Raw genomic sequence first — 15,044 nt, 5'->3', positions numbered from 1 at the left:
CAGGTGTCCTCGACGGTGTGCATCTGACATCATCGGAAGATGCGGCACACCCCGGAAGTGGTGTGCCTGTGGATGTTTGCCGAGAGGTGAGGAGGGGGAGCGATGCTGTTCGTTCCACATGCCGTGTCGGACATGGCGAAGAAGATGGAACCGCACGCGGAAGCGATGAAGGCGCATGCGACGGGGATCGCGAACGTCGGGTTCGACGCGTCTCACGCTGGTCAGGATTATCGGGAGCAGGGGATGAGGCTCGCGTCCGGGGTGGGCGATCTCGTCACGATGCTGCACTCGTGGTCGGAGGCGTCCAGCGCGACGGTGGCGGTACTGCAACATGCGGTGACAACGCACGTGTCCGGTGACCAGCAGTATGCGGCGCAGGTCAACAAAGTCAGCGGTGATTTGGGGCCCTTGTGACCAATGCTGAACAGGCATATCTGAGCCAGCAGCAGACCGAGGCAAATAATCTACTTCGTTTTCTGCGGGATGATGGGGCCAACAGTATAGCGAATGCGTGGAAACAGTCGAATATCACTGGTTCTACGATCAATGAAATATTGGACCGAGGTGCCTTCGGGCTGGAGTGGTTTCGGCTGGCATTGGTGCGGTATCACCGAGTGTGGGAACTTATGAAACTGCCCGGATTCGATTCCATCGAAGTTCCGCCGTTGACCGTCAATGGTGAGGTGCTCGACGGTAAGAGTATCGATACCAAGCAGGATCCGAATAGTTTGATGATCTCTCTGGAAGGTAGATACTATGACCAGCAGAGACATATGAATATCGGCAGTCTGAATGCTCTCGCGCAGGCGGTGCAATCCGCATCCTCAGGGTCGGGAACGCAGATGAGTTCCGATGCTGTAACCAATGACCTGCAAAGTATTGCGGCGGCAGTGCCAGAGGTTTGGGAGGGGCCGTCCGGTGGGGCGGCTCAGGATCATCTCGTCGGCTTCCATGCTCACGCTGACCAGCAGAGCAAATTTTTGCAGGCGGTTTCCTCGGCAATGGGTGGATTGCCCGAAGCTCTGACGGCGATCGTTACCGACAAGGCGAACTTTGTTGCTGGTTTCGCGACGGATCAGTGTCCGGTGGCGGGGCATGCGATGCGGCTGGGCGACCACGGGGGTGAAGATCCGGTTACCACCATCATATCTGTTGCTGCGGGCAAAGGTGACGAAAGCCATGGCGACGGGGAGGCTGATAGTCTTCGGATACAACACCAATTCCACAACGATGCCAGCAATGCGGACAATGCCAAGATTTGCAAGGAATGGTTGACCGACCATTTCGGCTTGGCGGTCAGGGAAGCATTTACCGCCTTCATTCATCAGTGTCAATTGGCTGACTACTACATCAGGCAGGCGTATAAACCTGTAACCGACCTGTTGGATAACAAGGATACGACCACCTTTCCGAAGCCACAGGACCCGTCCAAGGACACCAGCCGGCAGCAGAATCCCTCGACAAGCGGGACGCCGAACACGAACACGAGCACCGCGAGCGTGGATCAGAGCAAGGTCCCGTCCACGTCGACGAACCCGACCACCCCGACGTCGGTGAATCCCAGCTCGTCCCAGAGCAATCCGCTCTCGACGTTCCTGAGCCAGGCCGAGCAGACCCTGCAAACGGCGTCGTCGGGAGTGAGTCAGCTGACGAGCACATTGCAGTCCGGCGCGAGCCAGCTCTCCAGCGTTCTCCAGTCGGGAGTGAGCGGCATCTTCGGCAACACCACCGCGGCCGCGTCGTCGAACGGCTCGAAGAACCTGGCGAGCTTCAACATCGGCGGCGAAAAGCTTTCCTTGACACAGGGTTCCGACGGATCGATAACCACCACGGTGACCGGTCCGGACGGGAAGTCCCAGAAGTACACGATGGGCATCAAGAACGGCGTCCCGTTCTTCACTCCGGGTGGCGGCGACTCTTCGACGCAGTCGTCCACCACGCACAATTCAACGTCCTCCGCCGGCAGCGGGACAGGCACGGATAGTGCTGGGGGCGGAAGCTATTCGGCATCAGGGACAGGCGGCGGATCCGCGACCCAGTCGATCACCAGCGATTCCTCGCAGCAGTCCGGTTCGTCGGTTCCGAGTGCGGGATCGTCCACGACGACGACCACGTCCGCCTACGACTCCTCGGCGACCACATCCTCGGCGTCCTCGGGAACCTCCGCGGCCGGTTCCATGGGCCACATGCCCTCGACCGGAGGCGGCGGCGGAAAGGGCTCCGAGGGCGAGCACAAATCCACCGGCGTGGTGCAGTCCAAACCGATGTGGACCAAGAATCCGGGCGCCGACCGCAAACCTGTGATCGATGCCGCCGCCCCCCAGCCCTCCGGCGGCAAGTTCGGTATCGACGACCCGCTCGAGCCGTATGTGCCGAATCTCGATTTCGAGCCCGCGGCGATGTACGAGCCGAATCCGGCAGCGTCGCCGGATTCTCGGCCGGACCGGGATTCCGTCCCCCAGCCGACCCCGCTGCCCGCCGCGCCGGACCCGACTCCCGCGCCGGTCCCCACACCGACCGCCCCGCCACGTACCGACGGTGTGAAAATCGAGATCGACATGGGTGATGGCAAATGAAAAACTATGCGGCACATATGGAACAACTCCTCGAGGAGTACCGCGCACACTCCCGCTCGACCCAGCAGAAGTTCTTCATAGCCGACGCCCGCACCACCCGCGACGGCTCGGCGGCCTTCGACGGGCTCCGGCAGCAACTGGCCGAGCAGGCCCGCCGACAGGCGATCGAAACCGCCCGGGAACTGGCGGCCCGCCGAGAGCGCGAGGAACGTGATCGCTCGGCGCGCTTGGAAGTCGAGCGCGCCCGCCTGGCCGAAGAGCGCGCCCGCCCGGCCAACCATGGCCGCAATGCCGTTGTCCAGCCGACGGACTGGACCGACGAGGACGACGCCTTGGAAGCGGGTGTGCCGATATCGTGGCTGCAGTAGCGTTCAAGGGTCCGGATATTCGCGCATCGGCCGAGATCCGTGGTGTCCGCGAGTCGGCTCCGGCTCGATGTGACCTCCCGACTACCCGGCAAGAGGTGAGATGGGCACAGGTAGGGTGTTCTCGGCGTCAGCCAGTCTCATGAGGTGGATGGGGTAGGAAGTACTTCGGCGCTGTCGCGGGCGATATCGGCGGCAGATGGCCCGCCGGTCGACCATATCCGGGCGGCAGGATCCGATCGATGAATGACAGTTGGGGGCAGTAGTGGCCGACGTACATATCTCTGATGTTCCGTTTGCCGTCGAGACCGGCATGTTCAAACCCAGCGAGTCTGATTTCGCTTGGGCGCGAGAACGTTCTGGGCTGTGGAAGTACTTCGCCGATCCTGATTGTGATCAGTCTGCGGTCAGGATCTCCGACGTGGTCGGGGCTCGAATGGCCGATGGCAAGGGCGGATTCAGCGAGGTGTGGTGGAATCCGGAATACTTGCCGCCGGAGTCGACCCTGGTGGGATTGACGAATGACTTCGAGATCGCGGTGTCGAAGTTCGTGCGGGGCAACAGCACTGTAGGACGGTTCGTAGAGGTCTTCGCGCGGAGCGAAGTGATTGTCCTGCTGTCCGAGAACGATAGCGTTGATGCGAGTTGGCCGCTACGGGGGAGTGGCCGGGACCGGTGGCTGGATGTGTACACATCGCCCGGTCGGCTCCCCGAGGGCACAGATCCGCAGCGGTGGCGCACGGTGTCGGGTCGTGAGCTGATCGAGCAGGTGTGCCCGCTCCCGGGGGTTCGTCTCTCCTTCAAGTCCGGTACCGATACCCAGCCGACGCTGCTCGGCTCGAACCTGGTGACATATTTGCGTCAGTTGGGCGACGCCATAAATGCTTTGCCTGCAACGGGTTTCGATGACGAAACCCACTTGAGCCACTTGCGCGACGTCATGGGGACAACATGGAACGAGACGGCTGCCCGTGAAGCCGCTGAACTCGAATCGAAGCGCCAGGCCGAAGCCGAACTTCAGACCGGTGATTTGAGCGTGCTGTCGAAACTGGCGGAGTTACACATCGCGGACAAGACGCGCACCAAAGTGCAGATCCTGCCGGAACCGGGTGAGCGGGATTTCGCTTGGGCCCGAGTGCATCCCGGGGAGTGGAAGTACTACGCCGATCCGCGAGTCGACGACGAATCGTTGCGGGAGCGGAATCTGATCGGTGGACGACGGGCAGGTGATGACGGCCGGTTCGCCGAGACGTGGTTGAATCCGGGTTTCGTACCGACCGAGGGGTATTCGGGTTGGAAGTTCGCGAATGAATTCGAGGTGGTGGTCTGGCGTGTCACCTTCGGGTTCAACACCGTTGGCCAGTTCATCCATGCGTTCGGTCGCGGCGAGTTCATCATGCTGCTCGATACGGACAACCCGGTAGGCGAGCAATGGTCATTGGTGCGGGACGAGTCCGGTGATTCGATGTTGAAGATCTACTCGTCCGCGGCCAAGCTGCCGCCGGATACTAATCCGTGGTTGCGGCGGACGGTTTCGGGGCGCGATGTTCTCGAGCAGGTGTGTCCGATGCAGGATGTCTGGATCATGATCAACGACAGGGCCTTTCCGCGGCAGAAGTTCAGTGGTGTGAATCTGCTTCGCTGGTGGCGTGAGTGGCAGGCGGCTGATGCCGCACAGGTGACTGCAAACTCGGACCGGGAGTAGCCGGTATGGAGCAATGGGAACGTGATCAGATCCGTTCGCAGAACGATCATCTGCGTGAGATGCTGGCCCGGGTCGAGGGCGAGTTCGACAAGGAGCTGGCCCAGATGGGCGAGGTACAGCGCACCTTGGCGAAGATGAAGGTGCGTGCTACCTCGCCGAACGATCTTGCGCGAGTGACGGTGGACGCGACCGGAATGGTGACCGATGTCGCGATCGCCGAGGACGCGTACCGGCGCAGCACCCCGCAGAAGCTGTCGGAGGACATCAATGCCGCGATCCGGGGTGCGATGGAGGCCGCGGCCAATGCCCGTGAGCAGGTCGTCGCTCCGATGCGGGCGGTGGTGGACGGGCTGCCCGACTTCGGCGATGTCGTGCCTGGCTCAGCGGGTTGGCGGGACGTGCGTGCGTGGATGTCCGAACAACAGGAGCCGCGGTCGCCGTAATCGGACCGGGACCTGTTTGCGCGCAGCGGTTGGTACACCGCGACCGGATTGTGCCGCAAGCGCGAATCCGATTGGACTGAAACAAATGTGATGGAACCGTCGGCGTCCCGTGTGCGTCGGATCGGATGAGGGAGGTTGACCATGGCCGAGTTCTGGGCGGATCCGGACCGTCTGCGCTCGGTGTCGCCGCAGTTCGAGCAGCTGGGCGAGACCGTGAGTTCAGCGTTGGAGCAGTTGAAGCAGGGCCTGGCGGCGGAAGGACACTGCTGGGGTAAGGACGAGCCCGGACAGCAGTTCGAGAAGGGCTATCCGCAAGGCGACGCGGATGGCGGCCCGGCCGCCACGATCAAGGTGCTGGCTTCGTTCGTGGATGCGTTGAAGGCCACCGGTGACAAGATCACCAAAACCGCTGATGGTCTACAACAGCAGGATCAGCAGAACGCTCAGTCGATCGCCCAGCAGACGAAGAATCTGTAGCCCGGGAACACTCGTATGACTCTCTGGTTTCCGACCCTGCCCGGCCCGCTGGTCTACATCCAGGACTTCATCGTCGGTCACTGGCCCGAGGGCGACGAGGACGCGATGCGGCGGGCGTCGAAGCACTGGTCCGATATGGCCGAGACGCTGAAGCAACTGCAACATCCCGCCGACCAGGCGATGAACGCCGCCCTGACGTCCATCGACGGCAAGACCCATGACGCGATGTCGACCTACTGGAACGATATCGGCGGTGACAACGGCGATCTGAAAAAGCTGATCGACGCCTGTGACAGTTTCGCGACTCAGCTCGAGCAGGGTGCCACCGATATCGAGCACACCAAGATCAGTATCTACATCTCGGTTGCCATCATGGTGGCGATGGCGGTGTGGTCGTGGGTTCCGGGAGTGGGCCAGGCCGAGGAGGCGGCGACCATCGTCGCGGGCAAGGCAGCCATCCAAGCGGCATTCCGGAAGCTACTGAGCAAGCTGGGGATCGACGCCGCGAAGTTCATGGAGCGGCGGGGTGCGAAACTGCTCGTGGGTGCGGGCGTCGGATCGGCTATGGGTGGGGGGACGGACCTGGCTGCGCAAGCCATCCAGGTCGCCGCTGGTACCAGGGATGGGATCGACATGAAGTCGGTCGGGTTGTCCACGCTGTCGGGGGCTATTGCCGGCACCGTGGCGGGGCCGGCGACCGAAGGTGTCTCCCATGTGGCCAGCAAGCTCGGTGTCACGAGCGCTCCGGGCAAGATAGTGACGAGCCTGGTCGGTGACGTCGTCGGCAACACAGTCGGCAATGCGACCGCCACAGCGGCGACATCCGTGGTGAGCGGACAGCCTGTCGATCTCTCCGACGTCTGGCAAGGCGCGGGTGGCGGCCTGCTGAACAAGCCTGGAACACATGCGAATTCCGCCGCATCGATGCATGACGCAGCCGCGGTGTCGGAGACCCCGGCAACCGCGGAACCTGCCGCCGCGTCCACCGAGCATCATGCTCACGCACCGGAGACAGAGAAACCGAACAACGCTTCGAGCCGTCCTGGCGAGGTGAACACCTCCCCGGCATCGGTAACCCCCTCCGACACCGCGGGCACGCCGGCGAACACGTCCACCGCATCGACAGCCCCGGTCGATTCGACGACCGCACCGGGAGCGACATCTACCGAGAGAGGTGACAACTCCGCTGCTCCCCAGACCGATTCGTCCAACTCGGGCTCGAGTGCCGAGTCCAAGCAGCTCGCGGCGAATGCGCAGTCTCAGCCCGCCGGTACCCCGGCGTCACCGGATCGCAGCATTACCAATCAGCCTGCGGCAGTGGATCGTTCGACGACACCGTCGCCAGGATCGTTGTCGCCTGCTTCGCCTGCTGCGGCGCCGAGCAATGCGACCTCGACTGGGGCCACGTCAACGAATACGCCGCGCGGGTCTACCGACACATCGGTCCGAATGGACAACACCCCTCGGCCGGACTCGCCGACACCGTCGACGAACCCCACGGCCATGCCGCCGCGACCCGCCGAGGTGCCTCCGACTTCCAGCAGTACTGGACACCGCGAAACATCTACAGCGCCAAGTATTTCCGACACCAACGTAGTGTCGCGGCCTGAGCGCACCGCAGCCGCGCAGCGTTCCTCGGCCGAGACCGGCCCCCGGGGCGAGACCGCGAAGTCCGGTGATCATGTCGGCGCCGATGCCGCTGGAGCACGCGATGAACCTCGACAATCGCGTCCTGGAACAGATGCCGACCGTCCGCGTGACATCTACTCACGGCCTGATGAGTCCGGCCGGCAACGACCGGGGGATATCCGTGCTGCCTCGCCGACTCGTGACACACCGTCACCTGGAAAGGGTTCTCTGGCGAGCGATGCCGCCGCAGATCCGGCGCGGCCCGTTGTCCCGGAACATGAAGCCCCACAGGCGCAACCGAAGCCGTCGAGTTCGCCGGACCGTGTGTCCGAGCAACCCCCGGGAACCGAGAAAACGGAGGCTGAACAGCAGTCGGCCACCCCAGGTGTGGGTGGCACTCGGACAGCATCCGATCGCGGGCCCCGCGATGCTGCGCCGGAGAACGAGCGGCCCGAGCAGACTGTGCCCGGCCGACCGGAGCAACGAAGCACCGAACACTCCCGCAGCGAAACACCAAGGGATACGGTCTGGGGCGCGCCGGCAGGACCTCATGCGGAGGAGCCTGGCAGAGCATGGACCGCCGCGGAACATCGAGACGAAGCATCGCAATCTCCCCCGGATGATCACGCGCGGCACGATGCGGCCGATCCGGGCCAACCCGACTACGCGCACACCGGCGGTGCGGTCAGGTCTCGCGATGATTTCGCGGCATTCGAATGGGCCGATGACGTGTACGAGGCATTTCGAGGCAATGACCGCGATATCGAAGACATTGCACACGTTTTGGCCGAGCATCCACCTGCGGACGGTACGTACTTCACCCGGGACGAGATCAAGCAGATCAAGGACCATCTGTTCCGTGAGGAGCACCCGATCCGCGACTATGACGGTGGGGTCGATCAGCGCCGTTATAACGCCGACCCCGACATCGCCGAAGCGTGGATCCGGCTGCGGTCGGGTGAGCCGCATCCTGCCGACCTCGTGCTGCTCGAGCACGAGCTGGCAGAATCGAATTACTATCACGATCATCCCGGGTCGCTTTACCAGGATGCGCACGCCCATGCCAACGAGAATCACAACTGGGCGGAAGTCGCGGCACCGCGTTCGGGCGAGCGATACGACACTCTGTGGGGACAACACGATGGCGCTACTGATCTACTACAACATGACTCGAAACGACCCGGACGAGGTGGAGTATCAGTTCGGGGAGACGAGAGGGAACCTCGATCGGGTATTGACGATCGACAAGGCGAGCAACAGCGCCTGCACGGACCAACCGGAGGACGTGATCTTCCGGTCGGCGGCGGGGCAGATCAGGCTCCGGGCCAAGCGGGAGAAGGACTGGCCCCGGAACGGGGTGATCGCCTCCTAGCCGACTCGCGCGCCTCCGGCAATAATGCGGAAAGGGCCCCGAGCACCGAAACTTCGAGTACCGAAACGCTGCCGTCGGACCCCGGTTCGACTCTGGATCTGCCACCGATAGAACCTGTGGTCACCAGAGCCGTGCGGGATGACGAATCGATCTTTTCCGAGCAGCAGCGCGAACCCGATCCGCAAGTGCCCGAGCCGCGGTCCAGTCTCATGCTCCCGGAACATGTGTTCCCACCTCGGGAACCTACGCGGGAGAACGAGACACCGAGTAATGAGCCGCAGTACGCGACCACGGCTACCCGGCCCGATCGGACGGCCACTGCCCCCGCAGACCGGGATATGCCCGGTGACACGCGCGGCGATGCGGACCGTCCGGTCAACGACGGCGCCGACCACGGGCCCGTGGTCGCGCCCAGTCAGCGGGAGTTTCAGCAGAGTCATGGCATAGGCGAATCCGAGGACAGCCGGGCCGATGACTCTTTCGTCTTCTCCGATTCCGAGTCGCCTCGGGAGACTCCGCGGGAGATCGACAGGCAGTATCTGTCGAAGGTTCTGGACGAGCGAGTCGGCAATCTGTGGCAGATACCTGAGTACGCGAGCGCTCAGCCCCGTTCCTTCGAAGCGGGGTGTGAAGACAAATACCTGCCCGATGGGTTGACTCGGTCGATACCCGAACACGCACTCGACGACTCCGTGCAGGCAATCGATCCCGCGAAGATCTACCTCGGTTATCCAGACAGCGAGTATGCGGTTGTTTGGCGTGACTTGAGTTCGGGTGACGCATATTTGGAGCCGCAGAACGCCCTCTTTCGAATGGATTCTCGTGGTCCGGAGATCTTCGAATCCAACTTCGAGTCTCGAAATCCTGAGAATCTGTGCATCGATGACCACATCGGGAATGGTTACGACGATGGATTCGTATCACTCGGCACGAGTCCGGAAGTTATCGTCACCAGAGATCTGACTAAAATTGATTCGGAAGTAGCGGCATTCAAGGAGGCTGTCGCCGGCCGCGATCAGAAAGCGATTCGCTCGGTAGATGGAAGATTCAAGATAACCAGTCTCCCGGACGGTACCTTCAAGCAGACCCGGTACATGCACGAGCTGTATACCCCACACGGTATCGACGTCGATGCCACCACGCACGACGCTACGGCTCGAAGCAGGCTGTACCGGCTCGGTCATCAGGAGACCGAGATTCTTGCCCCGGGCGGGGCGAAAGGTGATTGCGTCTACCGGATCTGGCCTCGCGAGGTTATCACCGACGAAAAGGGAAATATACTGTCGGTCGAGGTCGGCGAGCCGATCTACAATCCGAATTTCCCGCATCTCGACAACCCGCGCTTCGTTGCGACGCACGACCTGGACGCTCATCCGAACAACGCCCGATCCGGGGTGGGCGATGATGCTCCTCGAGCATCCGAACAAGTTGCAGCACGACAGAATCCGAACAGCACCACGCGTGCGGCCGAACCGGACACGGCGAGTTCGCAAACGCCGTGGCTCTCGTCGCGAGCGCCGGATGCCGATGCAATGGTGGAATCCGCGCCCGTGGACCCGAGACGAGCACCGGAATCGACGCAGCGCGAGTCCGTGGTGCCGTCCGAACGTCGGTCCGAGATTCGCCAGTCGTCCGATCCGAACGCGCACGACCATTCACGCCAGCAGCGGGATTCGGCGCACAACGCGTCCGAACCGCAAGCGCCGTCGGACTCTTCCCGCTCGGCCGAGCACTCGAGCGTCGATCCGCAACGGGAGGCGAATCCGCCGAGCCGTGAGTCTCCCGCGCCCGCTCCGCGTAACCCGGATCACCAGGAGACACCGCGGCCCATCGATGCGCGCCGGACGTCCGATCGTGGTGTGGCTGTACCACCGGATCGACAGGTGCCGCCAACGCAGGAGGCGCCGCGTAATGCGGCGCAGCACAATGTTGATCGGCATGGCCTCCGGCCCGAACAGCCCTCGGTGCCGGTTTCGCAACAGCGTGAGCGTCCGCAGGATCGCCCGCAACCGGTCGAATCGAGTCGGCCGCAGCCTCGGCAGCCGGGTCGGGAGCAGCCTTCGACGCAGGAGCATCCCAGCACCGACCGTGCGGGGCTTACCGATCGGCAACCCCCCGAGCAGCGGGTACCGAACAATGGACCGGAGCGGGATCCGCGAGGCGCGCAGCGTGATCCGAGGTCGGTGCGCCGCGACGAGATACCCCTGCGCGGGCCCTCGCAGGACGATGTCCGCCGCGCTCAGGACGCGCGCCGGTGGCGTGATTGGCTCCGGCCGTACCGGCCCGACGCGAATCGGGTCGTGCCGGTGACCACGAAGCTCGGTCCGAATGCCGAGCCCGCGTTCGACATTCGGCGGTATTCGAACGCCCGGGGTGGTCCGGTCGCGGTCGCGCGGATCAAGGTGCACGTGACCGCGGACCCGAATATCCATCCGCAATGGTTGAGCCATCTGTGGGAGAACACCCAGAAGGCAACGGATTTGGGGTTCAACCGCGGACATCGGCTGCTGTCCGGCGATCGGATTCTCGTCGACCTCGTGCACACCTCGAATCCGGCCGAGGCGAATCTGCACATCAATGTCGGTGAGCGTCCGGGGCAGTGGCGTCCGGACATGTCCGTCGATGCGATCACCCGCCAGTTGCGCGATCACCTCGGGCTGTTGCCGCCGGATCCGAATCATCCGGGGCTGAACGCGCACGAGATCCGGCAGCTGAGCAACGATGTCGCGCATGCCAATACGCCCGCGCGTTTCGACAACCCGTCCGAGAGTCGCGCGATCGGGGTACGACGGTTGGACGAAGTGGAGCGGACGGAATATCAGGCCGCGGTAGAGGACGCGTTGCGTGACGGCAATCGATTCCTGGTGGGCGCTGATCCGCGAACCAACGCATACGGGAAGTTGATCAACGACGGCGGTCTCGAGGTTCCGGGGCGGGCCAACAACTGCACGGATTGCTCCCTGTCGGCGCTGTCGGCGTTCTATGGAAATCCCCAGGTCAGTGCACCTCGATGGCTGGATCCGATACCTGGCGGGGTGGACCTCCGAAGCGGAGAGCGCGGTGGTCCCGAACGTGCCGCGCGGTGGCTTGGTGACGGTCTGCACAAGATCGGCGGTGACCATCCGATCCCGAACCAGTTCGGTCACCTGCACGATCTGGTCGACCGGATGGGTCCGGGATCTTCGGCGCTGGTGGTCAACGAGTGGCAGGCTCGTGACGCGAATACCGGTGCACCGCTGTACAACCCGGACGGCACACCGTGTCGGGGCGGTCTGCACGCCACGGTGATCGTCTATCCCCACGACGCCGGCGGACCGGTGTGGTGGGACCCGCAGGCGGGGACCATGTCGGACCACCCGCCGCAAAATATGGTGTACGGGTCAACAGGTCTCTGGTACACACCGATTGCTTCACATCCAGGAGAAACACATGGCGGAATGCCGCACTCGGGAACAGGTCGAGGCGTACCTGGCTCGGATCTTCAACCCGGACAGAAGGTTTCAGCCGTATCCGATCGGGGAGATCGGATGGCTGGTCCTGCCGGAACAGAGTCCGGAGGAGATCGACCCGGGCGGGACGAATCTGGTGATCGACGCGGAAACCGGGGTGGTGATCGAGTATCCGAGTTGGAGCACAACGATGATCGCGGACGACTTCCGGGAGGCCAAGGCGACGGGCCGGCGCCCCGCCGGGGGGCAGATCTATCCGCCCCTTTGGCGGCTGAGCATCCAGCGCACCCAGGAAACTCCGGAGAGGATCGGATACCGAGTCCAAGTCGTGTCCCAGGCGAATCCGCCGGAGGGGAGCGAGGAGTACGAGATAACGATCGACAAGCAGACACTGCGGCGTCAGGGGTACGGCCAGAGAGCGGGGAGCGCGGTGGCCCGGGCGGAGTGGCAGAGCAGGCAGGACGGGAGCTGGCCGGAACGGCTGACCTGGGAGGAGTAGAGCACCCTGATCATGAACCTCCGCCGCTCGACGCGCAGGAGCGCGGCGACGCCGCGGGGGTCCGCGAGTCGGACGGAACGCCCGAGGAGCCCGTGGCACAGGCCGGCGAGCGGGACAGCCCGGTCGCAGCCGTCGAACCGGAAGAACTCGACCGGATATTCCATGAGGAGATCGTCCCCGGCCTGCTGTCGGACGCAGCGTCGGTGCCGCCCTCCGAGAAACCGGAATTGGTGGTGGTCGGCGGCCAGATGGGTGCCGGAAAATCCACCATGATCGCGGAGATCAAGGCTTCGTTCGCCGATCGTGGCAGTGTCCTGCATCTGTCCGGTGACGATTTCTTCCGATTCCATCCGCGCTATGCGGAGTTGATGGCGCAACACGACCCCGACGCGATCCGGCACCTCGTCCGGGATTCCGGGCGCTGGTTCCGGATGGCGCGGGAGCATGCCATCGCCAACCGACAGCATGTGATCCTCGAACTGGCGATGGGTGATCCCGCGAAGGAAGCGGGCATCATGCGGGAGTTCGCCGACAACGGTTACACCGCGCGAGCCGAGGTGATGGCGGTCGCCGAACCGCAGAGCCGGCTGTCGACCATCGGGCGATATCTCGCCGAGCGGGTCGATCACGGTGTGCACCGCTACACGCCGCCCCGGCTGCACGAGGCATCGTTCACCGGGTCGCAGGAGATGGTGGGCCATCTGGAGTCGGCCGATCCGCCGGTCCGCATCGAAGCTCTGACGATCCGCAGCCGCAGCGGCGTGCTGTTCGAGAACATCCGCGGCGCGGACGGGCAATGGGCACATTCGCCGCGCGCCGCGGAGGTATTCGCGCACGAACGAGGCCGTCGGTGGACCGCCGAGGAAAAGCGCCGATTCCAGGAGCAATTGGCGGACGTGCGCCGCCGGATCGCGCAGTTGGCGGAGCTCCGACCCGAGGAATCGGCGACTCTGACGATGCTCGGTCGGGAACTCCGTGAAACCGAGGCCCGGGCCCTGCCGTGGCTGGCATCCGACGCGCACGACGAAGCGACAACGCCGCATCACGACGATGACACGGGCCCACCGCACGACAGTTCGGCGCCGGTCACCGCCGAGGCGGAGGCCCGGCACGATCAGGCCCGCGACGCTCAGCACGACGTCCGAGCACAAACCGCCAACCAGCACGAATATCTGCGCAACGCCCGGGAACGCGACCTCGCCGAGGCGCCGCCGGAGCAGCATGAGCAGATCCGCGCTTCCTATGCGCGGGCACACGAACTGGTCGATCTGGCAACGGCTTCCGACATGGCGAGCCTGCGCGTTCTCGCCGTCATCGATGAATGGCATCCCAGCAAGGGCGGCGTCGTCTCGGTCAACAAGAACCTGTGCGAGGCGCTGGCCGATCTCGGGCACGAGGTCTTCGTGCGGGTCGGACACGAGGTGACCGGACTCGAGGGCGCCGACAAAGTCACCCTGATCGCGCCCCGCGAGCCCGATTCGAGTGTCGAACCGCGTCACCAGTTGACCTCGGACCTGACCGGCCTGCCGACCGGGATCGATGCGGTGATCGGGCACAGTCGCTTCTCGGGCCCGGCCGCCAGGGATATTCGTGACGGGATGTATCCGCAGGCCAGGTTGGTGCACATCGTGCACATGGTCACGGATTCGTTGGGCCGGGTGCAGGGCAAACCCGAACGCGCCGAGGCCAATCACGGCCTCGAAGCGGACCTGGTCTCCACGACCGATGTCGCGGTCGGCGTGGGGCCTGCCCTCGCCGAAGAGGCTGCCCGGCTGGCCTCGATGACGGGTACGTCGCCGGTGGTGCATCAGATGATCCCCGGCATAGAGTTCTTCGACCAGATCCTTCCGCCCGCGGATCGCCGGACCAAGCGGATGCTGGTGTTCGGCCGCGCCGACGACCCGGTCAAGGGGGCGATGCAGGCCGCGAAGATGGTGAAGAAACTCAACGCGCAGGGAATCGACGTGGATTTGATCGTGCGCGGAGTGCCGGAAGGCAAGCTGCGAGATCAACTGCGTTTGCTGCAGCGAGCGGCGGGCCGTGACGTGGACGTGCGGCCCTATACGCTCGATCGCGAAGAAATCCTCGCCGATATGCGCGATGCCAATGTGGTGTTGATGCCTTCTCGCGCAGAGGGATTCGGGCTCGTCGCCACCGAAGCCGCAGGAGCCGGGGTGCCGATCGTCGTGCCGAGTACCAGTGGCGCCGGCCGATTCTTCGGCGACCCCGACCTGTTCCCGAGCGACCTCACCGCCGGAATGCTGGTCGAGCAGGGCTACGAGGACCCGGTTTCGGTCGACCGCTGGGTCGATGTTCTGGCGCGTCAATTGTCGGATCAGGACGCTGCCTGGGATCGGGCGCTGGACCTCCAGCAGACCCTGCGCGACCGGCAATACACCTGGCAGTCCGCAGCAGCCGCGCTCATCGATGCCACTGGCATGGTCGCGGCGCGCGAGCATCCGGCGGCCGGTATCCCGAGTGATGGCCGCGCACCGAGCACATGACCGGTATCCGTTGTGAGGCAGGATT

General features: G+C 64.0%; 7 protein-coding genes. All 7 read left to right on the top strand.

The genetic code is table 11. The annotated features are described in order from the left end of the window. The first annotated feature begins 102 nt into the window (after nt 1-102). The 7 genes from AC5WS7_RS12465 (at nt 103) to AC5WS7_RS12435 (ending at nt 15,019) form a co-directional block, all read left to right on the top strand. The gene (locus tag AC5WS7_RS12465) at nt 103-414 is read left to right on the top strand and encodes a hypothetical protein (RefSeq protein ID WP_495954616.1); all 312 of its coding nucleotides are present in this window, start codon (nt 103-105) and stop codon (nt 412-414) included. Then, nucleotides 411-2,576, top strand: coding sequence for a hypothetical protein (locus tag AC5WS7_RS12460; protein ID WP_495954615.1), 2,166 nt, complete (start codon nt 411-413; stop codon nt 2,574-2,576). The genes AC5WS7_RS12465 and AC5WS7_RS12460 overlap by 4 nt, the downstream gene beginning before the upstream one ends. Further along, nucleotides 2,573-2,944 (top strand): hypothetical protein, encoded by a 372-nt coding sequence (locus AC5WS7_RS12455; protein ID WP_495954614.1) that lies wholly within the window; start codon nt 2,573-2,575, stop codon nt 2,942-2,944. The genes AC5WS7_RS12460 and AC5WS7_RS12455 overlap by 4 nt, the downstream gene beginning before the upstream one ends. A 262-nt stretch (nt 2,945-3,206) precedes the next feature. Then, nucleotides 3,207-4,646: a hypothetical protein gene (locus AC5WS7_RS12450; RefSeq protein WP_495954613.1), complete on the top strand. Its 1,440-nt coding sequence runs from the start codon at nt 3,207-3,209 to the stop codon at nt 4,644-4,646. A gap of 5 nt (nt 4,647-4,651) precedes the next feature. Next, nucleotides 4,652-5,089 carry a YbaB/EbfC family nucleoid-associated protein gene (locus AC5WS7_RS12445; RefSeq protein ID WP_495954612.1) on the top strand — a complete coding sequence of 146 codons (438 nt, stop codon included), beginning with the start codon at nt 4,652-4,654 and terminating at the stop codon, nt 5,087-5,089. Between the two features lie 141 nt (nt 5,090-5,230). Next, nucleotides 5,231-5,566 (top strand): hypothetical protein, encoded by a 336-nt coding sequence (locus AC5WS7_RS12440; protein WP_495954611.1) that lies wholly within the window; start codon nt 5,231-5,233, stop codon nt 5,564-5,566. A 15-nt stretch (nt 5,567-5,581) separates the two neighbouring features. Further along, nucleotides 5,582-15,019 (top strand): zeta toxin family protein, encoded by a 9,438-nt coding sequence (locus tag AC5WS7_RS12435; protein ID WP_495954610.1) that lies wholly within the window; start codon nt 5,582-5,584, stop codon nt 15,017-15,019. Nucleotides 15,020-15,044: the final 25 nt, after the last annotated feature.

The sequence above is a fragment of the Nocardia sp. PLKS1-43 genome (genome assembly GCF_059510335.1).
The sequence above is the reverse complement of the archived record's forward strand: the minus strand, read 5'-3'. Positions and strand labels throughout refer to the sequence as shown.

What these genes read in the sequence shown, in the direction of transcription:
- AC5WS7_RS12465 (WP_495954616.1), top strand. Translation starts at nt 103, where the DNA reads ATGCTGTTCGTTCCACATGCCGTGTCGGACATGGCGAAGAAGATGGAA.
- AC5WS7_RS12455 (WP_495954614.1), top strand. Translation starts at nt 2,573, where the DNA reads ATGAAAAACTATGCGGCACATATGGAACAACTCCTCGAGGAGTACCGC.
- AC5WS7_RS12445 (WP_495954612.1), top strand. Translation starts at nt 4,652, where the DNA reads ATGGAGCAATGGGAACGTGATCAGATCCGTTCGCAGAACGATCATCTG.
- AC5WS7_RS12440 (WP_495954611.1), top strand. Translation starts at nt 5,231, where the DNA reads ATGGCCGAGTTCTGGGCGGATCCGGACCGTCTGCGCTCGGTGTCGCCG.
- AC5WS7_RS12435 (WP_495954610.1), top strand. Translation starts at nt 5,582, where the DNA reads ATGACTCTCTGGTTTCCGACCCTGCCCGGCCCGCTGGTCTACATCCAG.